22 protein-coding genes are annotated in these 26,197 nt (G+C 74.1%); 9 read left to right on the plus strand and 13 right to left on the minus strand.

What is annotated here, in order from left to right; translation table 11 throughout:
* Positions 1 to 270 precede the first annotated feature (270 nt).
* Entirely contained in the window at positions 271 to 852 is a 582-nt protein-coding gene (locus JS756_RS12780; RefSeq protein WP_205383185.1) for a sigma-70 family RNA polymerase sigma factor, read from the plus strand.
* Positions 849 to 2,369 carry a maleylpyruvate isomerase N-terminal domain-containing protein gene (locus JS756_RS12785; protein ID WP_307790557.1) on the plus strand — a complete coding sequence of 507 codons (1,521 nt, stop codon included), beginning with the start codon at positions 849 to 851 and terminating at the stop codon, positions 2,367 to 2,369. The genes JS756_RS12780 and JS756_RS12785 overlap by 4 nt, the downstream gene beginning before the upstream one ends.
* 283 nt (positions 2,370 to 2,652) lie before the next feature.
* On the opposite strand, the gene purU is transcribed toward JS756_RS12785, so the two are convergent.
* Both purU and JS756_RS12795 read right to left on the minus strand, forming a co-directional pair.
* The gene (gene purU / locus JS756_RS12790; protein WP_205383186.1) at positions 2,653 to 3,534 is read right to left on the minus strand and encodes a formyltetrahydrofolate deformylase; all 882 of its coding nucleotides are present in this window, start codon (positions 3,532 to 3,534) and stop codon (positions 2,653 to 2,655) included.
* A gap of 47 nt (positions 3,535 to 3,581) precedes the next feature.
* The gene (locus JS756_RS12795) at positions 3,582 to 4,082 is read right to left on the minus strand and encodes an SCO4402 family protein (protein WP_205383187.1); all 501 of its coding nucleotides are present in this window, start codon (positions 4,080 to 4,082) and stop codon (positions 3,582 to 3,584) included.
* 117 nt (positions 4,083 to 4,199) lie between these two features.
* Between JS756_RS12795 and JS756_RS12800 the strand changes: the two genes are divergently transcribed.
* Positions 4,200 to 5,510, plus strand: coding sequence for an ABC transporter substrate-binding protein (locus JS756_RS12800; RefSeq protein WP_205383188.1), 1,311 nt, complete (start codon positions 4,200 to 4,202; stop codon positions 5,508 to 5,510).
* Positions 5,511 to 5,870: 360 nt separating this feature from the next.
* Here JS756_RS12800 and JS756_RS12805 read toward each other — a convergent pair whose 3' ends face one another.
* Entirely contained in the window at positions 5,871 to 7,658 is a 1,788-nt protein-coding gene (locus JS756_RS12805; protein WP_205383189.1) for a hypothetical protein, read from the minus strand.
* Positions 7,659 to 7,824: 166 nt separating this feature from the next.
* Positions 7,825 to 9,210, minus strand: a complete 1,386-nt coding sequence (locus tag JS756_RS12810) for an NsdA family TPR-like regulatory protein (protein ID WP_205383190.1) — start codon at positions 9,208 to 9,210, stop codon at positions 7,825 to 7,827.
* Between the two features lie 317 nt (positions 9,211 to 9,527).
* Between JS756_RS12810 and JS756_RS12815 the strand changes: the two genes are divergently transcribed.
* The 3 genes from JS756_RS12815 (at position 9,528) to JS756_RS12825 (ending at position 12,684) form a co-directional block, all read left to right on the plus strand.
* The gene (locus JS756_RS12815) at positions 9,528 to 10,190 is read left to right on the plus strand and encodes a bifunctional DNA primase/polymerase (RefSeq protein ID WP_205383191.1); all 663 of its coding nucleotides are present in this window, start codon (positions 9,528 to 9,530) and stop codon (positions 10,188 to 10,190) included.
* 113 nt (positions 10,191 to 10,303) lie between these two features.
* Positions 10,304 to 11,101 (plus strand): ABC transporter ATP-binding protein, encoded by a 798-nt coding sequence (locus tag JS756_RS12820; RefSeq protein WP_205383192.1) that lies wholly within the window; start codon positions 10,304 to 10,306, stop codon positions 11,099 to 11,101.
* Positions 11,098 to 12,684, plus strand: a complete 1,587-nt coding sequence (locus tag JS756_RS12825; RefSeq protein ID WP_205383193.1) for a transporter — start codon at positions 11,098 to 11,100, stop codon at positions 12,682 to 12,684. Before JS756_RS12820 ends, JS756_RS12825 begins: the two co-directional genes overlap by 4 nt.
* Positions 12,685 to 12,803: 119 nt before the next feature.
* On the opposite strand, the gene JS756_RS12830 is transcribed toward JS756_RS12825, so the two are convergent.
* Both JS756_RS12830 and JS756_RS12835 read right to left on the minus strand, forming a co-directional pair.
* Positions 12,804 to 13,736, minus strand: coding sequence for an alpha/beta fold hydrolase (locus JS756_RS12830; protein WP_205383194.1), 933 nt, complete (start codon positions 13,734 to 13,736; stop codon positions 12,804 to 12,806).
* A 596-nt stretch (positions 13,737 to 14,332) separates the two neighbouring features.
* The gene (locus JS756_RS12835; protein WP_205383195.1) at positions 14,333 to 15,025 is read right to left on the minus strand and encodes an iron-dependent transcriptional repressor DtxR; all 693 of its coding nucleotides are present in this window, start codon (positions 15,023 to 15,025) and stop codon (positions 14,333 to 14,335) included.
* Between the two features lie 303 nt (positions 15,026 to 15,328).
* Between JS756_RS12835 and JS756_RS12840 the strand changes: the two genes are divergently transcribed.
* Positions 15,329 to 16,081 (plus strand): SIS domain-containing protein, encoded by a 753-nt coding sequence (locus JS756_RS12840; protein ID WP_205383196.1) that lies wholly within the window; start codon positions 15,329 to 15,331, stop codon positions 16,079 to 16,081.
* Between the two features lie 329 nt (positions 16,082 to 16,410).
* On the opposite strand, the gene JS756_RS12845 is transcribed toward JS756_RS12840, so the two are convergent.
* Complete coding sequence (locus JS756_RS12845) at positions 16,411 to 17,877, minus strand: PAS domain-containing protein (RefSeq protein WP_307790560.1); 1,467 nt, start codon at positions 17,875 to 17,877, stop codon at positions 16,411 to 16,413.
* 107 nt (positions 17,878 to 17,984) lie between these two features.
* Positions 17,985 to 18,881, minus strand: coding sequence for a GNAT family N-acetyltransferase (locus JS756_RS12850; protein ID WP_205383197.1), 897 nt, complete (start codon positions 18,879 to 18,881; stop codon positions 17,985 to 17,987).
* A gap of 599 nt (positions 18,882 to 19,480) precedes the next feature.
* Here JS756_RS12850 and JS756_RS12855 point away from each other — a divergent pair.
* On the plus strand, positions 19,481 to 20,509 hold the full coding sequence (locus JS756_RS12855) for an isopenicillin N synthase family dioxygenase (protein WP_205383198.1): 1,029 nt from the start codon (positions 19,481 to 19,483) through the stop codon (positions 20,507 to 20,509).
* Between the two features lie 21 nt (positions 20,510 to 20,530).
* On the opposite strand, the gene JS756_RS12860 is transcribed toward JS756_RS12855, so the two are convergent.
* Positions 20,531 to 21,634, minus strand: a complete 1,104-nt coding sequence (locus JS756_RS12860; protein ID WP_205383199.1) for a citrate synthase 2 — start codon at positions 21,632 to 21,634, stop codon at positions 20,531 to 20,533.
* Between the two features lie 360 nt (positions 21,635 to 21,994).
* Between JS756_RS12860 and pdxH the strand changes: the two genes are divergently transcribed.
* Complete coding sequence (gene pdxH, locus JS756_RS12865; protein WP_438817313.1) at positions 21,995 to 22,624, plus strand: pyridoxamine 5'-phosphate oxidase; 630 nt, start codon at positions 21,995 to 21,997, stop codon at positions 22,622 to 22,624.
* 19 nt (positions 22,625 to 22,643) lie between these two features.
* Here the strand turns inward: pdxH and JS756_RS12870 are convergent, their stop codons facing one another.
* The 4 genes from JS756_RS12870 to JS756_RS12885 are packed head-to-tail and all read right to left on the minus strand — an operon-like array spanning position 22,644 to position 26,176.
* On the minus strand, positions 22,644 to 23,231 hold the full coding sequence (locus tag JS756_RS12870; protein WP_205383201.1) for a hypothetical protein: 588 nt from the start codon (positions 23,229 to 23,231) through the stop codon (positions 22,644 to 22,646).
* A 43-nt stretch (positions 23,232 to 23,274) separates the two neighbouring features.
* Complete coding sequence (locus JS756_RS12875; protein ID WP_205383202.1) at positions 23,275 to 23,886, minus strand: TetR/AcrR family transcriptional regulator; 612 nt, start codon at positions 23,884 to 23,886, stop codon at positions 23,275 to 23,277.
* Positions 23,865 to 24,608 carry an enoyl-CoA hydratase family protein gene (locus tag JS756_RS12880; RefSeq protein WP_205383203.1) on the minus strand — a complete coding sequence of 248 codons (744 nt, stop codon included), beginning with the start codon at positions 24,606 to 24,608 and terminating at the stop codon, positions 23,865 to 23,867. Before JS756_RS12880 ends, JS756_RS12875 begins: the two co-directional genes overlap by 22 nt.
* On the minus strand, positions 24,608 to 26,176 hold the full coding sequence (locus JS756_RS12885) for a 4-coumarate--CoA ligase family protein (RefSeq protein ID WP_205383204.1): 1,569 nt from the start codon (positions 26,174 to 26,176) through the stop codon (positions 24,608 to 24,610). The genes JS756_RS12880 and JS756_RS12885 overlap by 1 nt, the downstream gene beginning before the upstream one ends.
* Positions 26,177 to 26,197 lie beyond the last annotated feature (21 nt).

Genomic DNA, 26,197 nt, shown 5'->3' on the forward strand with positions numbered 1-26,197 from the left:
GTTCCCTGAAACCCGGGATGCAAAACGGCAACCGATCAACAAGGGGCTTGTTTCAGTCACCCTCGATCCTGTTCGATCGAGTCTGATCAGAAGGTGAGGGGGTAGGCGGCCAGCCGGAGCGAAAACTCCGGATGCGTCCCTTACCACCTCCGGCACGACAGGGGGCGCACATTGACACAAAGGGGCGTGCGCTGTCGGACGTGCCGACTACATTCGAGGAGATGGCGGGCACACGCTGGACCGGGGCGACGGGCAGGGGGAGGAGGCCGCATGGCGAGCAAGGACACACCGCCGCGCTGGGACCTCAGGATGCAGCAGCGGCTCGCCCGCGGTGAGGCCGCCGCCCTCGGCGAGCTGTACGACCGGTTCGCCTCACTCGTGCACAGCCTCGCCCACCGCGTCCTCGGCGACGAGCGCGCCGCCGACGGCATCACGCGCGAGGTCTTCGCCCAGGTCTGGGAGCACCCCGAGGCCTACGACCCGAAGAAGGGTCCGCTGCGCACCTGGGTCGCCGCGCTGACCCACCGGCTCGCCGTGCAACGCCTGCGCGCCACGGAGACCGCCGCGCTCGCCCGGGGCGGCCAGGGCTCCCCCGAGGACCTGGAGCGCAACGTCCGCCATGCCGCGGTGGCCGCCCGCGCCGACTACATCGTCCAGTCCATGCCCACCCCGCTGCGCGCGGCCCTGGAGCTGGCCTACTTCCAGCGTCGCGACTACCGGCAGACCGCGGCCGACCTGGGCGTCACCGAGGACGAGGCCCGCCGCCGCCTCCGCCTGGGACTGCAGCTGCTGTCCACCGCCCACGACACGGCGGCGCCCGGCGCCCCGCCGGAGTACGGGGGTGCGGTGTGAGCGGGGCGGACCGCCACGAGGGCGGCGAGGGGCACGAGAGACACGGCCCGCGGCATCGGCAGACATCGCACGAGGAGTACGGCAGTGCCGGCACGCGCACCCCGGACACCGGCAACGCCGGGAACGCCGGAACCGCCGGAACCGCCGGGAACACCGAGCAGGGCGCGGAAGGCAGTGGGCCGGCGCACGGCCGGCGGGACGGAACCGCGCCCGGTACGGGGCCGGACGCCCCCTACCGGCCACCGGCCGGCCCCGGTGCGACCGACGGAGGGGGCGGCTCCGGAGACGCCGGGGACCACGGCACCCCCGTCCGGCCCCCGGAGCCGGAACCGCGCATACCGATGCCCCGGATCTCCGTCGAGGACAGCGGGCTGCCGCTGCCGGCACCGGTCCCCGCGGTACCGCTGCGGCTGGCACACGGCGTGCTGAAGTCGCTGCTGGGGGCGTGGGCGCTGGCCGCCTGCTCCGCCGAGGAGTCCGCCGCCGTGGAGGAACACCTCGGCACCTGCGGCGTCTGCGCGGACGAGGCCCGGCGCCTGCGTGAGGCCGTCGGCCTGCTCCAGCGCTCCGAGACCCTCGACCTCGATCCCGCGCTGCGCACCCGCGTCCTGGAGGGCTGCCTGGACCGGCGCCCGCCACGCATCCCGGTGCCGGGCTGGGCGACGGCGTACGACGCCGAGACCGCGCGCCTGGACGCGTTGCTCCAGGACTTCGGGGACGGCGAGTGGCAGGCGCCGGTGCACCTGCGCTGGTTCGACGGCGACGCGGCGACCAGTCGCGGCACCACCGTCGCCGGGGTCATCGCGCATCTGCTGGCCGTCGACGGGCTGGTCGCGTCCGCGCTGGGTCTGGACGACCCGCTGGACGGCGCCGCCGCCGAGTCCCGCACGCCGACCGAGCGCACGGAGACCTTCTGGCGCGTCTCGCGGGTCCCGCCCACGCGGACGGTGCGCGGGCCGTGGCGCGAGCAGAGCCATGCCATCGTGCGGGCGGCGGCGTTCACGGGCAGCGGCGCCGGGACCATGGGCGTCTCGTACGGCGACGTGGAACTAGCGCTGCGGGACGCCATGCTGGACCGCGCCTTCGAGTGCTGGGTGCACGCGGAGGACATCGCGGAGGCCGTGGACTACCCCTACGAGCCGCCCGCGCCCCGCCATCTGCATCACATGATCGATCTGGCGGCCCGGATGCTGCCGGCGGTGCTCGCGGCCCGCCGGCAGGCAGGGCTCGCCGCCCCCGGTCCGGGCCGCCACCTGGTCACCGCAGGTGATCCCGGCCGCAGCCTGCGGCTGGAGATCGAGGGCCTGGGCGGCGGTGAGTGGTTCATCCCGCTCGACTCCCCCGCCGCGGTCGGCTCCGCGGAGCGCGAGGTGGCCCATGTGGCCCTGGACGGCGTCGAGTTCTGCCGCGTGGCCGCCGGCCACGTACCACCCGTCGAAGCGGCGGCCGGGCAGGCCGGTGACCGCGACGCGATCAAGGACGTGCTCTTCGCCGCGGCGTCCTTGAGCCGGCTCTAGTGCCACAACAGGCAACGTTCGCCCCGTCGCGACGCCCGGCACGCACTCCCGCCGCACCGGGCGGAAGGCGGGACCGGGCGGCAGCGCTGAACCCGAGGCGCGTCGGAGGCGGGCGGGCGTGCGCCGGGGAGTGCGGACCGGCGTGGGGCTGGTCGGCGACCCGCTCGGTACGCGTACCCGGGTGACGGGCGCCGTGAGGACGGGCGTCCGGCACCGGCGGGAGCCCGGGCGGCCAGGGCGGCGGCGACCGAGCGGCGTCGCGCACCCGCACGGGCGGCGCCCGTCAGGCGAAGACGACCGTGCGGCGCCCGTTGAGCAGGATCCTCCGCTCGGCGTGCCACTTCACGGCCCGCGCCAGCGCCTGGCACTCCACGTCGCGGCCGACCGCGACGAGTTGGTCGGGGGTCACGTCGTGCCCGACCCGCTCGACCTCCTGCTCGATGATCGGCCCCTCGTCCAGGTCGGCCGTCACGTAGTGGGCGGTCGCGCCGATGAGTTTCACACCGCGCGTGTGCGCCTGGTGGTAGGGCTTGGCGCCCTTGAAACTCGGCAGGAAGGAATGGTGGATGTTGATGATCCGCCCGGAGAGCCGCTTGCACAGGTCGTCGGAGAGGACCTGCATGTAGCGGGCGAGGACGACCAGTTCGACGTTGCTCTCGCGGACGATCTCCAGCAGCCGCGCCTCGGCCTCGGACTTGGTGTCCTTCGTCACCGGGATGTGGTGGAAGGGAATGTCGTAAGAGGCCACGAGCTCGGCGAAGTCAGTGTGGTTGGACACCACAGCCGCGATCTCCACGGGCAGGGCTCCGATACGGACCCGGAAGAGCAGGTCGTTCAGGCAGTGGCCGAACTTGCTGACCATCAGGACGATGCGCATCCGCTCGTCGGCCCGGTGGATCTGCCACTCCATGTGGAAGGAGTCACCGATCGCCGCGAAGCTGGCCCGCAGCTTGTCCACGGACACCGGCGCCTCGGCCGAGAAATGGACCCGCATGAAGAACAGTCCCGTGTCGTGGTCGCCGAACTGCTGGCTGTCCTCGATGTTGCAGCCGGTCATGAACAGGTAGCTCGACACGGCATGCACGATGCCCCGCTTGTCGGGGCAGGAGAGCGTCAGGACGTACTGGTCGGCCGGGGCCGCGGCCCGGGGGGACTGCTCGTTCATGCAGCACAGGGTCTCATGTCCCGCGGGCGCCCGGAGAGCGCCGTCCGCTACGCGGACCTGGTCAGGATCCGCAGCACGTCGAGGCTGCTCGGCGGGGAGTCCGGGTCCTCCCCGTCACCGGCGGCGAGACGTATGTGGGCGTCACGCGCCGCCCGGACCGCCTCCGGCCAGGCCGGGTGCTCGACGTAGGCGGTGACCGGCGCGTCCGGGCCGACCTGATGCACGATCCGCAGGACGCGGAGGACGGCGGTGTCGACGAGCGCCGCCTCCTGCGAGTCGCGGAAGATCGTGCCCACGTACTTCTCGGCGGACCAGTGGTCCAGCCAGGTGTCCTCGACCAGCCGGTACACGGCGTCGGTCACGTCTCCGTACCCTTCCGCACCGGTCAGCCAGACGTCCCTCTGGAACGCCGGGTCGGAGAGCATGTGCAGCGCCGAGCGCACATTGCTGCGCCAGCGCCACCACGGCATGTCGTTCACAGGCATGCCGCCCATGGTGGGGGAGCGACGGCCGCGACGGGAAGAGTTCTCCGGAGCTTGCACAGTCATCGATCGTACGTTCCGCAGCCCGTGGCGCCCCACGGCCCCCGCAATTCACCTCCACGTCACCATCCGTTGACCGCGGGTCACTCCCGGGTTAGGGATGTGCCGGAATCGTGCAGGGACATGACCGGCAGGCGATGCACGCGCAGCACGTCCCTCCCACCTTCGACCCGCCCCGTCAGCAGAGCCACCGCCAGAGCGGCGGGGGCGGCGCTGGCCATCGCGTCCTTCGTCGCCGGATGCGGGATCATCCCCGGTGCCACGGGGGGCTCCGGGGATGATCCGATCAAGGTCATGACGTGGGCACCGATGGACTCCGACGTCGACAGCAAACCCGGAATGCCCGCTTTCGCCCAGGCGTACGAGCGGTGGATCAACGCCCACGGCGGCATGAACGGCCACCGGCTGAAGGTCCTGGTCTGCGACGAGCACAACGACAGCGTCGGTGCCGCGAAGTGCGCGCGCCTCGCGGTCCAGGAACACGTCGTCGCCGTCGTCGGCTCCTACAGCCAGTACGCGGACTCCTTCTTCCCGCCCCTGGAGGGCGCCGGCATCCCCTACATAGGCGGATACGGCATCACCACCGCCGAGTTCACCAGCCCGCTGTCCTACCCCGTCAACGGCGGCCAGCCCACGCTGCTGGCGGGTCTCGGCCGCAAGCTCGCCGCCGGCTGCGGGCCGGTGACGCTGGTGCGCCCCGACTCCATCGCGGGCGACGAGCTGCCCCCGCTGCTCGACTCGGGCCTCAAGGCCGGCCGGCACGCCGAGGCCGGCGACCAGCGGGCCGCCGAGGACGCCACCGAGTACTCGGCCCAGTCGAAGAAGGCCCTGGAGCAGGCCGGCACCGAGTCCGGCAAGGAGGGCTGTGTGGTGCCGGCGCTCGGCGACCGCACCAGCACCTTCATGGACTCCTTCCGGCGCGTCCGCGCGGACTACCCGGACGTGCGGGCCGCCACCGTGCTCGGCAGCGTCGACCAGACCGTGATCGACGCCTCCGGCGGCAAGTCGGGCCCCTACGAGGGGGCGTACATCACCGGCTGGTACCCCGTCGCGGGCGATCCGCGCTGGGACGGGATGAAGAAGGTGATCAAGGAGCAGGCCTTCCTCGACCAACGCATCGACCCCGCCGACGCCGGGGTGCAGACGACGTACATCGCCTACAGCGTCTTCAAGCGGGCAGTGGATCGGCTGGGCGACCGGGACGTCACGGCCGTCAGCGTCCGGCAGACCCTCGACAAGGATGTCACGGTCGACACGGGCGGCCTCACCCCACCGCTGCACTGGGAGTTCGCGGCCAAGCTCGCCGCGGTCGGCTTCCCCCGCCTGGTCAACGCCAACGTGACGCTCCAGGTGGTGCGGGAGGGCCGGCTGGTGGCTGCCGAGAAGGGCTTCGTGGACGTCACCCGGACCCTGCTCGACGCCGACCTGAACTGAGGGCTGTCCCGTGATCCGCGGTGGATCGACGCGCGGCGCCGGATGCGGTACGTCGCACGGCCAGGGGCGCCCTCGTACCGGGCGTGTGCGGCCATCCGGCAACGCGGCAAGGTGCCGTAGCCGTCGTCGTGCGCCCGCCGGGTTCACGGGACAGTCCTTGAGGCGGCGTTCGCCTCCGTCGCGGCGCCCGGCACGGTGTCGGGCCGCGCGCCGGGCGGGCCGGGGCGCGAGGTGGCGCCGTCCGGGGCGCCGGTGCGCGGGGGCGTGCTCCGGTGGCCCGACCGCCGCACGAGGACGCCGCGGGCCTCGCCGGTCACCGTCAGCGGGTGGGCGGCCGGCGGGGTCCGCCGGCCGCGGGGATCACAGCTGGGTCGCCTGGCGCTGGGTCAGCCCGTACTTCCGCGCGATCGCGTTCCACAGTTCGGCGGCCTTCTTCTTCTGCGTGCTGGCGGTGCCGCTGGCGCGGTCGCCCGCCTGCCTCTGCCCCGTGGAGCGGGCGTGACCCTTCTTGCACAGCTTGCCCTTGTCGCCGGCGATCTCGTCGGCCCACGCGGCGTAGTGGTTGTCGGCCGACGCGGACGCCTTCCACCCGTCGGTGAGGGCGCCGGTCAGCGCGGCGTGGTCGGGCAGCTTGTCTACTTGGAGCGCGCCGAGCTCGGTCACCAGGTCGTTGCGCTGCTTGGCCGCGGCACGCAGGTCGGCGGCGGCCTGGCCGAGATTGCGGCAGTCCTTCACGTCGCCGACCGCCTTGATCACGGCGGCCCGGCTGCTGCCGCTGTCCGCGAGCAGCTTGTCCAGCGCGGCCGCCTGCTGCTCGGCCGGATCGGCGGTGGGTGAGGGGGCGCCGGTGGTCGCGGGCGCGCTGGCGGAGACGTCGGTGCTGTCGCCACCCTTGTCGTCGTCACCGCCGGAGCTGCCGAGCATCGCGCCGGCGCCGACGCCGAGCACGGCGATCCCGACGCCGATCGCTGCGATCAGCGGCCACCGCGAACCGGTGCCGCCGCCGCGGCGCCGCTCGTCGCCCCCGTCGTCGTCCCGTCCGGGGCGCGGCGGGATGAACGCGGGCCGCGCGGCGTACCCGGGCTCCTCCTGCCGGACGCGGGGCATCTGCTGGGTCGCGCCGGCCGGGCCGTCGCCCTCGGGTCCGTTGCGGAAGAGGTTGTCGAACTCGACGGGCGGCTGCCGGTCGGCCCCGCCCGGCACGCCGCCGTACGACGGCGCGGGGGCGTCCGGCTGCGCGGGCACCGGCGCGATGTACTGCGTGGCCTCGGCGTCGGGACCGGTCGCGGGCGGTGCGCCCCGGCCGAGCATCTGTGCCGGGTCGGCGCCCGTCTCGGGCGGGAGGGCGCCGGGGCCGACGGGGGGTATGAAACGGGTGGCAGCCTCGTCGGGGCCTGCGTGCGGCGTGTGTGCGCCGTACGCGCCCTGTGCCCCCTGCGGCGTGTGTGCGCCGTACGCGCCCTGTGCCCCCTGCGGGGGGTGAGCGCCGTGTGCGGGCTGCGCCGCGACCGGCGGAAGATACTGCGTCGCGCCCTCGGCGGCTGCCGGCGCGGGCGGGTACGCCGGCGCGCCGGTGGGCGGCGGGTACGCGGTGGCCCCGTCGGCCGCCGTCGGCAGGGGGGCGCCGGGGCCGCCGGCGGGTGCCCCGTAGCCGTGGCCCGCGGTGGGCTGCGCACCGCCGGCCCCGTGCGCGGGGTATGCGGGCGGATAGCCGTACGCCGGGGACGGCTCGGCCGACGCCGGCGGAGTGGCCGGGTACCCGTAGCCCGGGGCCTGCGGCGCGTCCGGGCCGCCGTAGGCCGGGGGGTGCCCGACCTCGGGGGGCAGCGGGCCGGCGCCGGCCGGCGCCGGGGTGGCGGACCAGGGCTGGGCGGGCTGCTGCCACCCCTGGTCGGCCTGCGGCTGCTGGTGCTGCTGCCGGCCGGGTCCCCACGGACTGCCCCAGGCCTGGCCGCCCGACGGGGCCGCGCCGGGGGCGCTGCCCTGGCCGGCGTACGGATCGGGCTGCGGGCCGGCGGGGTACTGGGCCGACTGCCCACCCCCCTGCGGGTCCGGCAGCAGAGGCGCACCGCCGTCGGAGGGCAGCACGACGCCTTCGCGCGCGGGCTGCTGCGCCGAGGGCTCCTCGCCCTGTCCACTCTGCGTCACCGGGACTCCTACGAATGGGGGACCTTCGGGATCGTCGGCTCACGCTACCGGGTCCCCTGAGTCGGGTGCCACGCAGCTCAGAACGGCGCCTCCTTCCCTGTGACCGCGGTAACACACCCCTGTGGACGGCCGGTGCCGCTTCGTCAACCCGCCGTGCCCTGCTCCGTCATGCGGCTGCGCGAAGGTCCAGTCGCGCCCCGAACTCCCGTACCACCGGCTCGTCCCGGAAGGGCTCCAGGCGCTCCTGGAAGTCCTCCAGGTACTCGGCGCCCCGGTTGGAGCGGAGGGTTTCGAGGAGTTCCACGGCCTTCAGACCGGTGCTGCAGGCCTGTTCGATCTCCCGCTGCTGGGCCTGCGCCGTGGCGAGCAGGACGTAGCCGATGGCCCGCCGGCGCGCGCGGGACTCGGGGTGCCCGGCCAGGGACTGCTCCGCGCAGCGGGCCGCCGCGTCGGCCTGCCCGAGGTCGCGGTGGCAGTGCGCCAACTCGTCCGCCAGATAGGCCTCGTCGAAGTGGGCGATCCACGTCGGGTCGTCGCCGGAGGCCGGGTCGGCGGCCTCCATGGCGCCCACCGCGCGCCCGGCCGCGGCGTGGGCGGAGCGCACGTCGCCGAGGAGGGCGTGCCCCCGGGCTTCCGCGGCGTGGAACATCGCCTCCGCGCGCGGCGTGACGCGCCCGCGCGCCCCTTCCTGCGCGGCGCGCGCCAACTGCGCGATCTCCCGCGGGTTTCCGAGCTGCGCGGCGAGGTGGCTCATCGAGGCGGCGAGGACGTAGCCGCCGTATCCGCGGTCGCCGGCCGCCTGCGCGAGCCGCAGCGACTGGATGTAGTAGCGCTGGGCGAGGCCCGGTTGCCCGGTGTCGACGGCCATGTACCCGGCGAGTTCGGTCAACCGGGCGACCGCGGCGAAGAGTTCGCGCCCCACGGCCTCGCGGTAGGACCCGGCCAGCAGCCCGGAGACGACGCTGTTGAGGTAGTGCACGACCACCGGTCGCACATGCCCGCTGCCGTACTGGTGGTCCAGATCGACGAGCGCGCGCGTCATGGCCTTCACGGCGGCCACGTCGGCCTGGCCCACCCGCGGGCCCGCCGCGCGCGCCACCTGGGTGTCGGGCGAGGAGATGAGCCAGTCGCGGCTCGGCTCGACCAGCGCGGAGGCGGCGACGGACGAGCCGGACAGGAAGTCGCGGCGCCCGACGTCGCTGCGCCACAGCTCGCAGACCTGCTCGATGGCGCCGAGGACCGTCGGCGAGAACTGCAGGCCGACGCCCGAGGCGAGGTTCTTGCCGTTGGCCATGCCGATCTCGTCGATCGTGACCGTTCGGCCCAGCTTGCGGCCCAGGGCCTCGGCGATGATCGCCGGAGCGCGCCCCCGGGGCTGCTGGCCGCGCAGCCAGCGCGCCACGGAGGTCTTGTCGTACCGCAGGTCGAGGCCGTGCTCGGCGCCGCACATGTTGACCCGGCGGGCCAGCCCCGCGTTCGAGCAACCGGCTTCCTGGATGAGCGCCTGCAGCCGTTCGTTCGGCTGCCGCGCGACGAGAGGCCTTGCGGCCATGGCATAACCCCCTGTGGCTGCGGTGCCTGCCCACGCACCGGGTTGACGAGTCTTCCGCGACCGAACCCCTCACGTTCCGGCGTGCAGATCCGGCCGTGAAGATCAATGCCCCGCCGACTTGTCGAAAATGCACGTCATGCGCGGCATGTTGAGGATTGCCGGGGTAGCGGCGCAGCCGCGCCCCCCACGTGGCTACCCGCTCGCGCCCTCGATCCCTCCGCGCGCCCCCACCCGTGCACCCGTGCGCCCCGGACGCGGAATCGATGCTCCTCCCCCGCGCGCGGTCACGGCCGTAACTCCAGGTGGGTGCGGGAGTTGTGTTCCACGTGGAAGAGACGATCCCGGGCACCGAAGCCGCACAGATTCCGAAGCAGCGCGGGGAATCGCTGCTGGAGGCCGCCGTTCGCTACGCCGAGGAACGCCACTGGGACGTGTTCCCCGGCGCCTGGCTGGAAGCCCTCGACGGGGTGCAGCGCTGCTCCTGCGACGACGCCGGGTGCGCCGCACCCGGCGCCCACCCTGCGCGCGCCGACTGGGCGTCGCAGGCCACGGGCAGCGTGACCGTCGCCCGCCGGATGTGGCAGAAGCAGCCGGCGGCGTCGATCCTGCTACCGACCGGGCGTACGTTCGACGCGCTCTCCGTTCCGGAGACGGCCGGGTTCCTCGCGCTGGCCCGTATGGAGCGGATGGAGCTGGCGCTGGGTCCGGTGACGCTCACCCCGGACCGGCGGATGTTCTTCTTCGTGCTGCCGGGCGCGGCGGCGAAGGTGGGCGAACTGGTGCGCAAGATCGGCTGGTCGCTCTCCTCGCTGGACCTGCTCGCGCTGGGCGAGGGCTCCTACGTGGCGGCCCCGCCGACGCGCTACGGCTCCCGCGGGGCGGTGCAGTGGGCCCGGCGGCCGACTCCGGCGAACCGGTGGCTGCCGGACGCGGAGGAGTTGATCCCGCCGCTCGCGTACGCGTGCGGGCGGGACCGCTGACGGCCGCTGCCGGTTCGTGCGGGCCCGCGCCCTCGGGCGCGGGTGTGCCCGAGGGCGCGTTCCCGGGCTGCTGCCCCATCCTGCGGGCGGCAGCGCGGTCGTAGGGTTGCCCCATGACGGAGGGAATCACAGCGGCCGGACCGGTTGCCGTACGGGTGCAAGGGCTCTGGAAGCGTTTCGGGCAGCAGGTCGCGGTGGCCGGGATCGATCTGGAGCTGCCGGCCGGGCGGTTCATCGGGCTCGTCGGACCGAACGGCGCCGGGAAGACCACGACGCTGTCGATGGTGACCGGACTGCTGCGGCCCGACCAGGGCAGCGTCGAGGTGGTCGGCCACGACGTGTGGCGGGACCCGGTCTCCGTCAAGGCCCGCATCGGGGTGCTACCGGAGGGGCTCCGGCTGTTCGAGCGTCTCTCGGGCGGTGAACTCCTCGCCTACACGGGGCGGTTGCGCGGCCTGCCCGGCCCCGAGGTGGACAGACGTGCCGCGCAGCTGTTCGACGTGCTCGACCTGGCCGGGGCCCGGCACAAGCTGGTCGTCGACTACTCCACGGGCATGCGCAAGAAGATCGGGCTCGCGGCGGCTCTCCTCCACAATCCCGAAGTGCTGTTCCTCGACGAGCCGTTCGAGGGCGTCGACCCGGTGTCCGCACAGACCATCCGGGGCGTCCTGGAGCGGTACACCGCCTCGGGCGCCACGGTCGTCTTCTCCTCCCACGTGATGGAGCTGGTGGAGTCCCTGTGCGACTGGGTGGCCGTCATGGCCGCCGGCCGGATCCGCGTCCAGGGCACCCTCGCCGAGGTGCGCGGCGAGGCGCCGTCGTTGCAGCAGGCGTTCCTGCAGCTGGTCGGCGCGAGCGGCCGGGACGCCGGCTCCGACCTCGACTGGCTCGGCGGCGGGGCGGGGCGATGAGCGTCACCGCCGTCGTCGTCCGGCTGAAGCTGTCACTGCTGCGCAACGGGCTGCGGCAGTCCGGCGGGCGGCGCGCCGCGTACGTGGCCTCCGCGGTCGTCGCGCTCCTGTTCGCCGCCCTGCAACTGGTCGGTCTGATCGCCCTGCGCGGGCACGCGCACGCCGATGCGCTGGTGGTGGTGCTGGCGGCGGTGCTCGGCCTGGGCTGGGCGGTGATGCCGCTGTTCTTCCCCGGTGGGGACGAGACGCTGGACCCGACGCGGCTGGTGATGCTGCCGCTGCGGCCCCGCCCGCTGGTCCGCGCCCTGCTCGCGGCCTCACTGGTCGGGATCGGGCCGCTGTTCACGCTGCTGCTGCTGACGGGGTCCGTGATCGCGGTGGCCCACGGGACGGCGGCCGGAGTCGTCGCGGTCCTCGCGGTCCCGGCGGCCCTGCTGCTGTGCGTGGCGCTGGCGCGGGCGGTCGCCGCCGCCAACATCCGGCTGCTGACCAGCCGCCGGGGGCGGGATCTGGCCGTGCTGAGCGGGCTGGTGATCGCCGTCGGGGCCCAGGTCGTCAACTTCGGCGCCCAGCGGCTGGGGTCGGCGGGCCTCGGGCAGCTGGACCCGGTCGCGGACGTGCTGCGGTGGGTGCCCCCGGGGGCGGCGGTCGGTGCGGTGCAGTCGGTGAGCGACGGCTCGTACGGTGCCGCCGCCGGGCAGCTGCTGCTGTGCGCACTCGCGTCGGCGGCACTGGTGGTGGTGTGGGCGCGCAGTCTGGAACGGCTGATGACCGCGCCCGACGGCTCGACGCTCCGGGCGGCCGAACCGTCCGGGCGGGAGCGGCGGTCGGCGCGGGGCTGGGAGCGGCTGCTGCCCGCCGGGCGCACCGGCACCGTGATGGGGCGCTCCCTGCGCTACGTCTGGCGGGACCCGAAGACGAAGGCGGCCTGGGTGACCTCGCTCGCCATCGGCTTGATCGTGCCCGTGTTCAACGCCGTGCAGGGCACTGGGACCGTCTACTTCGCCTGCTTCGCCGCGGGGATGCTCGGCATCCAGATGTACAACCAGTTCGGGCAGGACACGTCCGCGTTCTGGATGGTCGCGATGACGATCTCCTCGTCGCGGGACGCCCTTGTCGAACTGCGCGCGCGAGCGCTGGCCCTGCTCGTGATCACCCTGCCGTACGCGACGCTCGTGACCGTCCTGACGACGGCGCTGCTCGGCTCCTGGGTGCGCCTGCCGGAGGTGCTGGGGCTGTCGTTCGCGCTGCTGGGCGCGATGCTGGCGACCGGCGCGTGGACATCGGCCCGGTTCCCTTACTCGATCCCGCAGGAGGGCCACAAGAACGTGGCGCCCGGGCAGGCCGGGCTGGCCTGGATCTCGATCTTCGGCGGGATGGTGTCGGCGGCGCTGCTGTGCTCGCCCGTGATCGCCGTGACGATCTGGCTGCACGCCGGCGCGGACGCCGACGCCTTCGGCTGGCTGCTGCTGCCGGGCGGCGCCGCGTACGGGGCCGCGCTCACCGTGCTCGGCCTCCGGCTGGCGGCGCCGCGCACGGCGGCACGACTGCCGGAGATCCTCGCGGCGGTCAGCAAGGGGTGAGGGGCCCGAGCGGCCCCCGGGCATGCGGCAGGGCGGCACGCCGGCCACCGCCGGGTGCCCGCCGTGCGGCCGGGGCGACGCGGGCCCGTGCGCGCGGCCCCGGCCGGTGGGCGGTCGGGTCACGGGGTGAGCACCGCGTCCAGGAACGGCTCGATCGCCGTCCGCCAGGCCTCCGGCTGGTCGTAGTGGACGAGGTGGCCGGCGTCGGCCACCTCCGCGTACCGGCCGCTGGGCAGGACGCGGACCATCTCCTGCGCCTCCGCGCGGCCCAGCTCGCCGTCGAGGCCGCGGACGACGAGGGCGGGGCAGCGGACCTGGGCGAGCTCCTCCCAGTGGGCGTCGTACACCCAGGTCTCGCGGGAGCGGAGCATCTGGTCGGGTTCGAAGACGGGGCGCCAGCCGTCGGGGGACTCGTGCATGACCTCGGCGTAGAACTCGCCGCGGGCCGGGTTCGGGCGCTCCACCCAGGGGTCGTCCTCGCCGAACCACTTGCGGACGTCGGCGAGGGTGGCGAACGGCAGGGGCCAGGACTTGAACCAGTCGGCCCACTCGCGCTGCGAGGCGGCGCCGAGCGCGGAGGCCCGCATGTCGCAGATGACCAGACCGCACACCAGGTCGGGGCGCCGCGCGGCGAGCTGCCAGGCGGTCAGCGCCCCCATCGCGTGACCGATCAGGACGGCCGGGGCGAGGCCGAGCTGTTCCAGGGCTGCCTCGGCGTCCTCGACGTAGGCCTCCCGGGTGAAGGCGGCCTGCGGGGGCTTGCCGCTCTGGCCGTGGCCGCGCTGGTCGAGGGCGATCGCACGGTGCCGCTCGGAGAGCCAGCGGGCGGTGGACGCCCAGTGGGAGGCACGGCCCATCAGACCGTGGAGTAACAGCACGCCCGGTGAGGGGTCCTGGCCGCTGAAGCCGAGAATCGGGTCGCCGGGGGCGCTGCCGCCGGCCGCCCGCTGCTCCGGCAGGAGTGCCGCCGGTTCGCCCTTGGGAGGGTCGCCGAACTCCCAGGCCGCGAGGCGTACGCCGCCCGCCCCGGTCACGTCGATGCGCCGCGCCATGGTCCTGGCACCCCCTAGCTCCGCGCTGCCGCTTGCCGTCGTACCGCTGTGCCCTGTCACCGTCGTGCCGTGTGCTGCGCATTCCGCTCGCGCATTCCGTGCGGGCCGTGCTCTGCCGCGCATCCTGTGCAGCGTGCGTTCCGCCCGGCCTGTCACTCGCAGACTATCGAATGCACATTCGAAAAAGGCCGTCTCCGCGGACAACACCCCTCGTTCGAGTGACCTCGCTCAAGGAATGATCGCCGCCGCCGAGGGGAGATCTTCAACGGGAGGCGGACCGCTCGGGGAAACCGGTCCGACGGGGATGACCTTGAGAGCTCGGGGCTCCGGGTCATGACAGGGGAGGACGGGCCCCGGCGCCGCGAGGCGCCGGGGCCCTTCACACGTCTGCGGCGCATTCTCCGCCCCCTCTCGGCCTCTTCCGCACCCGAGCCCGGTCGTACGCATCACGCGACAGCCTCGCACGCCCGGGGCGTCGGCGCTGCCGTTCGGCACACCGAATCCTGCCGCAGGCGCACACGGGAGGACGTCACAACTGGCGCAGACGTCACAGGAGTTGACTGATTCAGCACCCTCCGGCACCGCCCGCCGCGGGGTCAGCGCTTGGCGACGAACACGTGGGAAGCGATGTCCACCGCCAGTTCGGCGGCCTCGCCACCGCTGCCCACCAGCACTCCGCCGGGCGACTCCGTCACGCTCACCACCGAGCCGGGCTGCACGCCCGCCCGCCGCAGCGTGTACATCAGCTGCGCATCCGTCTGGATCGGCTCGCCGATCCGGCGCACGACGACCGTCTTACCCTCCGCGCCCGGGTCCAGCTCGGAGAGCGACACCATGCCCTCGTCCAGGAACGGGTCGGCGCCGTCCTTCTCACCCAGCTCCTCCAGGCCCGGGATCGGATTGCCGTACGGCGACTCGGTCGGGTGCCGCAGCAGCTCCAGCACGCGGCGCTCGACCGCCTCGCTCATCACGTGCTCCCAGCGGCACGCCTCGGCGTGCACCTGCTCCCACTCCAGGCCGATCACGTCGACGAGCAGGCACTCCGCCAGCCGGTGCTTACGCATCACCCGCGTCGCCAGCCGGCGCCCCTCGCCGGTGAGCTCCAGATGCCGGTCGGTGGCCACGGACACCAGGCCGTCGCGCTCCATGCGGGCCACCGTCTGGCTGACCGTGGGACCGCTCTGGTCGAGCCGCTCGGCGATCCGGGCGCGCATGGGGACCACACCTTCCTCCTCCAGCTCGAGGATGGTGCGGAGATACATCTCCGTGGTGTCGATCAGTCCGGACATACGTGCCCCTCGATGAGATCTGCCGAAGGCTCGACGGCGCCTCGGCGCGTGCGCTGGCCCTGGAATCAATTCTGCCGGATACCACCGACAACCGTGCCGCGGCGCCGAAACCCGGGGCTGCCCCCGCAGCGGCCGCCGGGGGTGCCCCGCCCCTGCGGGGAGCCCGCGAAGGCGGCCCGCCCGGGCGAGCGGCCCCTCGGCGGCCCGCACCCGCCGAGCCGCCCCTGCCGTATTGACACCGCACTGGTCCAGACCGCACCGTGATCCGCGACACGGACCACACAGCGCGAAGGAGCCCCGCGGATGAGCGACCAACTGGCCGACCAGTTCTTCGACGCCGCGATCGGCCTCCTGCAACGCGTCCGCGACGAGGAGCGCGACACCATCGGGGCGGCCGGCGCGCTCCTGGCCGACACCGTCGCCTCCGGCGGCCGTCTGTTCGCCTTCGGCGCCGGCCACTCCTCCCTCGCCGCGCAGGACGTCGTCTACCGCGCCGGCGGCCTCGCGCTGATGAACCTGCTGGCCGTCCCCGGGGTCGTGGGGGTCGACGTCATGCCGGCCACCCTCGGCTCGGCCCTGGAGCGGGTCGACGGCCTCGCCTCCGCCGTCCTGGACACCTCGCCGCTGCGCGCGGGCGACGCCCTGGTGATCGTCTCCCTCTCCGGCCGCAACGCCCTGCCCGTGGAGATGGCGATGAATGCCCGTGCGCTCGGCGTCCGGGTGATCGGCGTGACGTCGGTGGCGTACGCGACGGAGACGAAGTCCCGGCACGCCTCGGGCACGTTCCTGAAGGACCACTGCGACGTCGTGCTCGACTCGAAGATCGCGGTCGGTGACGCGGAACTCCGGCTCGACACCGTCCCCGCCCCCTTCGCCCCCGCGTCCACCGTCGTCACCGCCGCACTCCTCCAGGCGGTCGTCGCGACGGCCGCAGGAGCCCTGGCGGACCGCGGCATCGAGCCCCCGATGCTCCGGTCCGGCAATGTCGACGGCGGCCACGACTGGAACGGCCGGGTGATGGAGCAGTACGGGGACCGGATCTTCTACCGGAACTGACACGCCCCGGCCGAACGCCACCCCGGGACGGGTTCCGCAGCGACCGGGACGACGCAGGTCGGGAACGCCCCGCCGGCCGCCTCCGGGCCCCCGCGCCACCCGTGCGACGCCGCCCCGGCCCCTCCGGCCGGGACGTGCCGGAGCGGCCGGGGCGGCCCAGCAGGCCGGGCGAGCGGTCCGCGTCGGCCCGGGGCCGTCCCCACCGAGGGCGCCTCCTCGCCGGCGCCGGGACGCGACGGCCCGAGGCGGCCCTCCGCGCGGGCCGTGGCACCGAGCGCGCCCTCCGGGGCGGGAGCCCGCGGGCCGGGGCGCGGGTCGGGGGTCGCGGGTCAGGGGCCGTCGGGACGGGCAGCCGTGCCCGACGCGCCCGCCAGGTCCAGCGCGGCGGCGATGCGGGCCGCCACGTCCTCCGCGTACACCGTGTCGGACCGCTCGAAGCCGCTGCGCCCACTGCCGCGCAGGAAGGTCAGGACGCCGAGCGTCCGGCCGCGGCTGCGCAGCACCGTGCACAGCGCGTGCACGGTGTCCGCCGGCCACAGACGGGACCGCGCCCACTCCCGTGCCTCCTCGCCCGACGCCGACCCGGCGCCGGTCCGCACCGACCCCGCGCGCTGCACGCACTGGAGCGCCGGATGCCCCCCGCCGTACCGGACGGGCAGGCCGGAGCCGTCGTCCAGCAGGCTCGGGCCGGGCGACCCGGACGGGGTGGCCGCGGCCCGGACGAGACGGACCGGCCCGGCGGCGTCCGCGTCCGAGAGCGCGCCGCCCACCACGCGGTCGATCATCGCGTGGTCGGCGAACCCGGCGAGCGCGAAGTCCAGGTGGACGGTGGCGGCCTCCGCCGGGTCCTCGCACTCCGCCGCGGCCCGGGCCGCCCGGTGCAGCTGGTTCGTGCGGAACCGCAGGACCGCCGCCTCCTGCTCGGCCTGCTTGGACTCGGTGACGTCCTGGAACATCCAGCCGACGCCGAGCGGCACCGGCTCCTCCGCGAGCGGTGAGGCCAGCCGCAGGAAACCGCACCGCCAGCAGCGGCGCCGCTCCCCCTCCGGGGTGCGCACCGCCACCCAGACCTCCGCGGGCGCGGGTGGCGCGCCGTCGGCGAGCACGTGGGTGAGGGCGTTCTCCAGCTCCTCCACGCCCTGGGACAGCAGGTCCCCGAGCGGGCGGCCCAGGACGGCCGTGCGTCCCGTGCCGAGCAGCCGGGCGGCGTGCGCGTTGACGACGGCGGGCCGCAGGTCGGCGTCGACCAGGACGACCCCCCAGCCGGCGTCCTCCAGCAGCGACTCGCTCAGCGCGATGGACCGCTCCAGGTCGATCTGGGCGTGCACCTCGCTGAAGGCGCAGTACACCCCGGCGGGTTTGCCGTCGGGGCCGCGCACCGCGGCGGACTGGGTGCGCACCAGCACGCGGCCGCCGCCCTTGGTGAGCAGCGCGAACTCGTGCACCTGGCGTCCCGGCGCGTGCATCGCGGACAGCAGCCGCCCCTCGACCTCCTCGGCGTCGGCGCTGCGTACCGCCCAGCCGGCGAGGCCCTGCCGGCCCACCGCCTCGGCCGCGGTCCAGCCGAGGATCCGCTCGGCCTCGCGGTTCCAGTGCGTGACGACGCCGTCGGCGTCGAAGGCGCACAGGGCCGCGTCCATGCCGTCCAGGAGCGCGGCGAGGAGATCCGCCCCGTCCCGCTCGGGCGGCTCCGGGTCGTCCGGACCCAGCTCGTCCGTCGTCCCACTACGCCGGGAAGCACTCACCTGGACCCCCTGCAGGCTGCGTCCGCAGTTACGGCGCGTCGGTTCGTTCACTGGCCATCATTCAACTCGAACGTGACACAGCCCACACAGGGTTCCCGCAAGATTGCAGGAATCGTTGTACGGCGGAAACGCGGCGCCGACGCGCCGTGTACAGGCGGTTACGCGCCCCCGGCCGCCGGCGCGGGGTCCAGCCGGAGGTCGACCCACGCGTCGCTCCCGCCGTCCAGCACGTAGCGCTCGACCTCGGTGAAGCCGCGCGTCTCGGCGAACCGCAGCCCGTCCGCGTTCGCCGCCAGCACGCACGTCTCGATCGCCCGCGCCCCCTGCGCGCGTGCGTGGGCGAGGCCGCGGTCGTACAGCGCCGTGCCGATGCCCCGGCCGCGGAAGGCGGGCAGCACGCGCGCGATGACCGTCGCGGCCGAGCCGTCGCCCTCGGGCGGCCGGACGGTGGAACAGCCGACGAGGACATCGCCGAGGTAGGCGTTCTCCAGGCGGTAGCGGCCCAGGCGGTCCTCCGCCTGGGCGACCGTCATCGCCGCGGGCGGCACGATCACGTTGTGGACGTGCCGCCACTGCTCCAGCATGGCCGCACCCGCCACCGGCTCGATCCGCAGTCCGGCACCGGACGCCGGACCACGCCGCGCGGACACCTCGATCTCGATCCGCATCCGGGTGTCCGCCAGCCCGCACACCATCATGGTCGCGGCCGGCCGTACCGCCCCGAAGGCCTGGCGCAGCACCGGCCGGCACAGGGCGAAGTCCTCCCGCACGGGCAGCAGGTAGCGCACCCTGACCACGTCCGCGAAGGTGCACCCCGCCTCCGCCAGCGCCGCCTCTACGTTGCGCAGGCACTGCTCGGCCTGTTCCACCACGTCGTCGGAGATCGTCATGGCCGCGTAGTCGTACCCCGTCGTCCCGGACACGTGCACCCGGTCCCCGTCCACGACGGCACGCGCGTACCCGATCTCCTCCTCGAACACCGATCCGCTCAGGATCGCCCGCCGCTCGCCCGCCGTCCGCACCGCATCCCCCGCTGTCCGCGCCTGCTCCGCCATGTGGCGAACAGTAGTGCGGGACCGCCCCGGTGCGGGCACGGGAACCCCCGGCCCTGAGCCGTCCGCGCAGATCCCGGAAAAAAGTGCTTGATGCGCGGCCGGTCGGGTTCCTAAGGTGGCGAGCACACGAGAAGGGAGGTGGTTCGGCAGATGTATGGAAACCGGACGCGTGAGGTGGCTGCGGGCTAGCGGTCCGCCACCACACCAGTGCGGTGCCGGACCAGCACGCGACAGATGCGTGCAGCCGGCCCAATCCCAGCAGTCACCCGACCCGCGAGTCGCCGGTACGTCCGGCCGGCCCTCCTCAGGAGGACCCGACTCGCGGGTCGTCTGCGTTCTCCGCAGGCGCAGTACGCTGGTGGCATGACTTCGCTCGTCCGGCGCCGCCACGTGGACTTCCTCCGCGTCACGAGCATGGGCTGTCGACGCTCCCTCTGAGCCGTCCGGCCCACCCCCTGCGGCGCCTCCGGCGCCCCGTTCCGCGCGTTCCCGCGCCCCCTTTTCCGGCGCGTACCCCGCACCCTCCGCATCCGGCCTCCACGGCCCGCCACACCCCGGCGGGCGACGCGGGCCCCCGTACACCCACACGGACGACTCCCATGACACACCCGCCGGCGAACCCGTCGTACCAGCAACTGCCGATCATCGACCTGTCCGCGGCCGACCGGGGCCCCCGGGCGCGCGCACTGCTGCATGCGCAGCTGCACAGCGCCGCGCACGACGTGGGCTTCTTCCAGCTGATCGGCCACGGCGTGACCGATCAGGAGACCACGCGGCTCACGTCCGCCGGGCGGGCCTTCTTCGCGCTGCCGGAGGCCGAGCGGCTGGCGATCGACAACCTGAGATCGCCGCACTTCCGCGGATACACGCGCATCGGCGACGAGCGGACCGAGGGGCGGCAGGACTGGCGGGACCAGCTGGACATCGGGGCGGAGCGTCCGGCACGGGCACCGGGGCCGGACGAGCCCCCCTACTGGTGGCTCCAGGGGCCGAACCAGTGGCCCGCGGCGCTGCCGCGGCTGCGGGAGGCGGCGCTGGCGTGGATCGAGCGGCTCAGCGGGGTCGCCGAGCGGCTGCTGCGGGAGCTGCTGGCCTCGATCGGGGCGCCCGCCGACTTCTACGATCCGGCCTTCGGCCCGTGGGCCCACCCGCATCTGAAGCTGGTGCGCTACCCCGGCAGCGCGGGCGGTGGAGCCGACCAGGGTGTGGGGTCCCACAAGGACTACGGGTTCCTGACGCTGCTGCTCCAGGACGAGGTCGGGGGGCTCCAGGTGCAGCGGGAGGACGGGGCCTTCCACGACGTGCCGCCGGTGCCGGGCGCCTTCGTGGTGAACCTCGGAGAACTGCTGGAGGTGGCCACCGACGGCTACCTGCTGGCCACCCGTCACCGGGTCGTGTCGCCGCCGGGGGCCGTGGAGCGGTTCTCCGTGCCGTTCTTCTACAACCCGCGCCTGGACGCACGGATCGCACCGCTTCCCTTCCCGTACGCCGGCGCCGCTCCGGGGGCCACCGACGATCCGGGGAACCCGCTGTACGCGGAGTACGGCTTCAACGAGTTGAAGGGGAAGCTCCGCGCGCACCCTCCGGTGGCCGCGCGGCACCACGCGGGGTTGCTGAGCCCCGCGTGACGCCGTGCCGGCCGTGTCCGCCTACTGCTCGGTCAGGTCCGCGTAGCCGTCGACGTCGCGGGGGCTGCGCGGGCCCGGGCCCACGTAGCGGGCGGTGGGGCGGACCAGACGGCCGGTGCGCTTCTGCTCCAGGATGTGCGCCGACCAGCCGGCCGTCCGGGCGCAGGTGAACATGGACGTGAACATGTGCGCCGGGACCTCGGCGAAGTCCAGGACGATCGCCGCCCAGAACTCGACGTTGGTGGCGAGGACCCGGTCGGGGCGGCGGTTGTGCAACTCCTCCAGGGCCGCCTTCTCCAGGGCCTCGGCGACCTCGTACCGGGGGGCGCCGAGTTCGCGGGCGGTGCGGCGCAGGACGCGGGCCCGGGGATCCTCGGCGCGGTAGACGCGGTGGCCGAAGCCCATGAGACGCTCGCCGCGGTCCAGGGCGTTCTTGACGTAGGCGTCGGCGTCGCCGGTGTGCTCGATCTCCTCGATCATGCCGAGGACGCGGGAGGGGGCGCCGCCGTGCAACGGGCCCGACATCGCGCCCACGGCGCCCGACAGGGCGGCCGCGACGTCCGCGCCGGTGGAGGCGATGACGCGCGCGGTGAAGGTGGAGGCGTTCATGCCGTGCTCGGCGGCGGAGGTCCAGTAGGCGTCCACGGCGGCGACGTGCTTGGGGTCGGGCTCGCCCCGCCAGCGGATCATGAAGCGTTCGACGACGGAGCTCGCCTTGTCGATCTCGCGCTGCGGGACCATGGGCAGGCCCTGGCCGCGGGCGGACTGGGCGACGTAGGACAGGGCCATGACGGCGGCGCGGGCGAGATCCGCGCGGGCCTGGGCCCCGTCGATGTCCAGCAGCGGTTTGAGGCCCCACACCGGCGCCAGCATCGCGAGCGCGGACTGCACGTCGACGCGGATGTCGCCGGAGTGGACGGGGATGGGGAACGGCTCCGCGGGCGGCAGTCCCGGGTTGAACGCACCGTCGACCAGCAGACCCCAGACGTTGCCGAACGAGACGTGGCCGACCAGGTCCTCGATGTCGATGCCGCGGTACCGCAGGGCGCCGCCTTCCTTGTCGGGTTCGGCGATTTCCGTCTCGAACGCGACGACTCCCTCGAGTCCGGGTACGAAGTCGGACATCAGGCGGCTCCTCATGATGTGGGCGACGGATCGTGGGGGAACGGCTGTCAGGGGTGTGGGACGACCTCTTCGATCTGGATCGATGTGGGGTGGCACGGCTCGGTGCCGGGTGGTTGGCCCTGTGATGCCCCGTCCGGTGGGGGGTCATCCCCCACTGTCACCCCGCGGGGCGGCATCAGCACCATATCCCCGAGTGCCAGATCTGGGCAGCGGTCGCGGCACTCAGTGCCACCATCCGGGCCGAACCGTCTGCGGAACGGCGACCCCGCGGGGCCCGGTATGGGGCAAGATGACCGCGTGACCGACCCAGACGCCCGCCGCTTCGATCCGACCGACTCCCTCGCCCCGGACCCCGCCTCGATGCGCAAGCAGTACCGGGCCGAGGGCCTGACCGAGTCCGAGCTGGCCGCCACTCCGGTGGAGCAGTTCGCGCGCTGGTTCACACAGGCGGCGACCGAGGCCCATCTGTTCGAGCCGAACGCGATGGTCGTCTCCACGGCGGACTCCGAGGGACGGCCCGGCTCGCGCACGGTGCTGCTGAAGCAGTTCGACGAACAGGGTTTCGTGTTCTACACCAACTACGACTCCCGCAAGGCGCGCGACCTGGCGGAGAACCCGTACGTGTCGCTGCTGTTCCCCTGGCACGCGACGGCTCGGCAGGTGATCGTGCTGGGCGTGGCGCGGCGGACCGGGCGGGAGGAGACGGCCGCCTACTTCCGCACCCGGCCGCACGGCTCCCAGCTGGGCGCGTGGGCGAGCGCGCAGTCCCGTGTGATCACCTCGCGCGCGGAGGTCGACGCCGCGTACGCGGAGCTGACGACCCGCTACCCGGAGGGCGAGCAGGTGCCGGTGCCGCCGCACTGGGGCGGCTTCCGGGTGGCACCGCTGGAGGTGGAGTTCTGGCAGGGCCGGGAGAACCGGCTGCACGACCGGCTGCGGTATGTCGCGGAGCAGGACGGGAGCTGGCGGGTGGAGCGGCTGAGCCCCTGAGCCCGCGGCCGCGGCCACGTCAGAGCTTGCCCCGCACGCGGACCGTGCGGTGGCCGTCCAGGACCTCCGAGAGGCGGGAGCGGAAGCCGTCGGTGAGCTCCGGCCAGTTCCAGAACTCCAGCCCCAGGTGGCCGAAGGCGAAGTGGTCGTCGGGCCAGCCCCATGCGGTCAGGGGGACCTCGCGGGCGCAGGCGGGGCAGGCGACCGCGGCCTCGGTGCCGGTGCGGTGCCCGGTGCCGACGGCGTCGCCGAACAGCGCCCGGACCTCGTCGATCGGATCCCACTCGTCGGTGATCAGGCGGGTGGAGGCGCGGCAGCGGGGGCAGGTCACCGCCTCGGGCTCGCCCTGGCCGCCGTGGAAGACGGTCCGCTCGGCGTACACGGCGAGACCGTCGAAGGGCTTCTCCCGGTCCGTGCGGGCCGCCCCGACCGCCCGCCACCAGTGCGGGCCCGGCGGATGCCCGAGGGGCGGCCCCAGGACGCAGTCCGTGCGCTCGGCGAGCACGATCCCCTCGGCCACCAGCCACCGCACCGCCCGCTCGGCGAGCCGCGCGGCCTGCTGCGGGGTCGCGTCGAGGTCGACGACGGTCCGGAAGTGATCACCCACACGGCGACGGTAGCCGCCGCCACCGACAACGGGCGCCAGCGCGTCAACCCAGCGCCGCGTCCAGCAGCCGGGCCCACTGCGCCACGACCGGCTCCCGGCGGGCCCGGTCGTCGGTGAGGAGATTGGCCAGGCCCAGGCCGCGGGCCATGTCCATCAGCCCCTGCACGGTCTCACGGACCCCGGGACGGGACTCGTCGGCGGCCAGCAGTTCCACGGCGATGCGGTGGGTCTCGCGGCCGACGCGGGCCTCCAGCTCCGTCACGCGCGGACGCAGCTGCTCCTCGTCGCAGGCCGCGACCCACAGGTGGAGGGCGGCGCGGAAGAGGGGCCCGGTGTACAGGTCGACGAGCGCGGCGACGACGGCGCGGCGGTCGCCGGCCTGCGCACCCTGCGGGAACAGGGCGCGCAGGGCCAGCGAGCGCTCTTCGGCGACGTACTCCACGGCCGCCGTGAACAGGTCCTCACGGGTCGGGAAGTGGTGCTGGGCCGCACCACGGGAGACACCGGCGCGTTCGGCGACGACGGAGACGGTGGAGCCGGCCCAGCCGTGTTCGGCGAGGCAGGCCACGGCGGCCTCCAGCAGCCGCTGCCGGGTGGCGCGGCTGCGGTCCTGCTTGGGGAGGCGATCGCCTTCTACTGTGCTCGCAGCACCCATACCGGATCCCGTCGTTCTAGGAAGGCCGTCATCCCCTCGCGGGCCTGCGGGGTGGAGAACAGCCGGGCCGAGAGCGCGGTCAGGTCGGCCGCGTCCCGATCGAATGCTTCCAGCACCCTAGCCGTGAGCAGTGCCTTCGTCTCGGCCAGGCCCTGGGGGGAGGCCCGGCGCAGGCCGTCCAGGACGGGTTCCAGGGTCGCGTCGACGTCCTCGCCCTCCGCCGTCAGCAGGCCGATGCGGACCGCTTCGGGTGCGGTGAAGCGCTCGCCGGTGAGGAAGTAGCGGGCCAGGGCGCGGGGGTCGGTGCGCGGGAGGACCGGCAGGGAGATCACCGCGGGGGCCACGCCGATGCGGACCTCGGTGAAGGCGAAGGTGGCCTGCCGGGTCGCCGCCGCCATGTCGCAGGCCGCGAGCAGGCCCAGGCCGCCGGCGCGGACGTGGCCGGTGATCCTCGCGACGACGGGCTTGTGCAGTTCGACGATCTGCCGCAGCAGCGCCACCAGCGCGTCCGGCGCGGGCGGGTCCCGCAGGTCGGCGCCCGCGCAGAAGGTGTTCCCGGTGTGGGTGAGGACGACGGCGCGGACATCGCCGTCCTTGCCGCAGTCGGCGAGGGCGTCGGCGAGGTCGGTGACGAGGGCGGCGGACAGCGCGTTGCGGGTGTCCGGGGAGTCGAGGCTGAGGGTCTCCACGCCCCGGTCGCGGGTGCGGCCGACCAGGGTCATCAGGAGTGCTCCCTGAGCTGCCGGCGCAGGATCTTGCCGGAGGCGGCCCGCGGGACGGCGTCGATGAAGGTGACCTGGCGGATGCGTTTGTAGGGGGCGACGCGTTCGGCGACGTACATCATGACCTCCCCTTCGGAGAGTTCGTCGGACTCCGGCTGGCGCACGACGTAGGCGCGCGGGATCTCGGTGCCCTGGTCGCCGGGGACGCCGATGACGGCGGCGTCGGCGATGCCGGGGTGGGTGAGCAGGAGGGCCTCCAGTTCGGCGGGGGCCACCTGGAAGCCCTTGTACTTGATGAGTTCCTTGACCCGGTCGACGACGAAGAGCCAGCCGTCCTCGTCGACGTGGCCGACGTCCCCGGTGTGCAGCCAGCCCTCGGGGTCGATCATCTCGGCGGTGGCGTCGGGACGGCCGAGATAGCCCTTCATGACCTGGGGGCCGCGGATGAGGATCTGGCCGGGCTCGCCGGTGCCGAGGTCCTTGCCGGGGTCGTCGAGGGAGACGATGCGCATCTCGGTGCCGGCGATGAGCCGGCCGACCGTACCCGCGGGGGCCCGGTGCATGGAGTCGAGTGGGACGACGTGGGTGCCGGGGGACAGCTCGGTCATGCCGTAGGCCTGGCCGACGGGCGGCAGGCCCAGCCGCCGGGAGCAGGCGGCGGCGAGCTGGGCGTCCAGGGGTGCGGCGGCGCTGAGGACGTACTTCAGCGACGACAGGTCGTACTGCGCGACGAGCGGGTGCTTGGCGAGCGCGAGGACGATCGGCGGGGCCACGTACAGGCCGGTGATGCGGTGGTTCTGGATGGCCGCGAGGAACGTCTCCAGGTCGAAGCGGGGCAGGACGACGACGGTGGCGCCCTGGCGCAGGGGTGCGTTCATGAGGGCGGTCAGGCCGTAGATGTGGAAGAACGGCAGGACGGCGAGGATGCGTTCGCCGGGGCCGGCGGTGATCGCCGGTTCGAGCTGGGCGAGGTTGGTGGCGATCTGCCGGTGGGTGAGCATCACGCCCTTGGGTATGCCGGTCGTCCCCGACGAGTACGGCAGGGCGGCCACGTCCTCGGCGGGGTCGATGCGCACGTCCGGCTCGGGGGCGGTGCTCGCCAGCATGTCGATCAGCGAGCGGTGTCCCGGCGCGCTGTCGCAGACGAAGATCTCCTCGATGCCGCCGGCGAGTTCGGCGGCCCTCCGCGCGGCCTGGAGCAGCGGGGAGACGGTGACGATCCAGCGGGCCGCGGAGTCCTTCAGCTGCTTGGCGAACTCCTCCGGTGTGGCGAGCGGGTGCACGGTGGTGACGCAGGCGCCCGCGCGCGTGGCGGCGTGGAAGGCGGTCGGGAAGGCGATCGTGTTGGGGCTGTGCAGGGCGAGCACATCGCCCTTGCGGACGCCGGCCTCGGCGAGAGCGGCGGCGATGCGGCGGTGGAACCGGTCCACCTGCTCGTAGCTGAGTGTGGTGCCGTCGGTGCCGTCGATCAGGGCGGGCGCGTCCCCGAACTCGGCTGCGCGGCCCAGAACGGCCTCGTGGATGGGCAGTTCCAGGGCCGGGACGTCTGCGTACTCGCTGCGGAACACGGTTCCTCCTCGCACGGCGTT

This window comes from Streptomyces actuosus (genome assembly GCF_016921115.1).
Lineage (GTDB): Bacteria > Actinomycetota > Actinomycetes > Streptomycetales > Streptomycetaceae > Streptomyces > Streptomyces actuosus_A.